The sequence below is a fragment of the Halobacillus litoralis genome, assembly GCF_009856445.1.
Lineage (GTDB): Bacteria > Bacillota > Bacilli > Bacillales > Halobacillaceae > Halobacillus > Halobacillus litoralis.
On sequence record NZ_WMFA01000029.1, the window covers coordinates 1 to 1,275 of the forward strand.

The 1,275-nt window shown below is 38.1% G+C and carries 1 protein-coding gene; it reads left to right on the forward strand.

The window, feature by feature from the left end; translation table 11 throughout:
• Nucleotides 1–79: 79 nt before the first annotated feature.
• Nucleotides 80–1,239 (forward strand): IS3 family transposase gene (locus GLW00_RS20265; RefSeq protein ID WP_160917069.1). Its coding sequence is split into 2 segments (ribosomal slippage): nt 80–359 and nt 359–1,239, totalling 1,161 coding nucleotides; the frame shifts between segments, so codons are not numbered across the junction.
• The last annotated feature ends 36 nt before the right edge of the window (nt 1,240–1,275 follow it).

Sequence of the window (1,275 nt, forward strand, 5' to 3'; positions counted from 1 at the left end):
TAGAGTGACCTAATAAAATGAGACTTAATAAAACACCTTCAAAGTTGTAATACTACTTACACTTGGAGGTGTTTTTCTTATGGGTAAAAAAGTTCATTATCCTGAAGAAGTTAAGAAGAAAGTTGTTCAATTAAAGTTAGAGGGAAACCATTCAAACCAAGAATTGATGGATATATTTGGAATTAAGAATAAGTCTCAAATTAAAACTTGGATGAAATGGTTTAGAAACGGGGAGAACCACCGTTTCGCTCAACCTATAGGAAAACAATATTCGAATGGGTTAGGCCCGGACGATGAGAATGAGGTTGCATTGTTGAAGAAGAAGGTTGCTTATTATGAAATGAGAGAGGAATTGTTGGGAAAGTACCAGGAAATCGAAAGGAAGTGGTTCCAGAAGTATTCATCCAAATCGTAGAAGCATTCAAGCATAAATACAAGATTAAAGCTATTTGTGAGTGTTTCGGTGTAGCTAAAGCTACGTATTATCGTTGGCGGGGAAAGGAATGGGGGCCAACGGTGTTAGAAGAGAAGATCCTTGAGATTTGTGAAGGATTAACGTTTCGAGTAGGTCACCGTATGGTCCGGGATCTTTTACGTAAAGAACATCAAATAAAGGTGAACCGAAACACGGTTCAAAGAATTATGCAGAAGTACCATGTTCAGTGTCGTGTGAAACCAAAGAGACAGTCCTATATTGCTGGGGAAAGCAAAATTGTTGTCCCCAATTATTTAGAACGGAACTTCCATGCATCCAAACCTAATGAAAAGTGGGTGACAGATATTACCTACCTTCCCTATGGAGAGAAGATGTTATATTTATCAACGATTATGGATCTGTACAATAATGAAATTCTCGCTTATTCCATTAGTGACAATCAAGAGAAATCACTAGTATTGGATACGTTGAGGAAAGCTTGCGAGGGTCGTGATGTGTATGAAGTGATCCTTCACAGTGATCAAGGGTCACAGTATACGTCTTATGAATTTCAAGAAGAGACCAAAAAAAGAGGCATTATCACAAGCATGTCCCGGCGGGGAAACTGCTTTGATAATGCCGTCATCGAATCCTTCCACTCCCAGTTAAAATCGGAAGAATTCAACCCTCTGGATCGAGGGAAGTTAGATAATCATACAGTACGTGAAAAAGTAGAAACGTACATGTATTATTATAATTATTGTCGACCATTTAAAAAGCTAAACTGCCAAACTCCAATTGAATTCAGAGTAATGGCAGCCTAGGTGTTTTATTGAGTCTTATTTAACTGTGTCACTCCA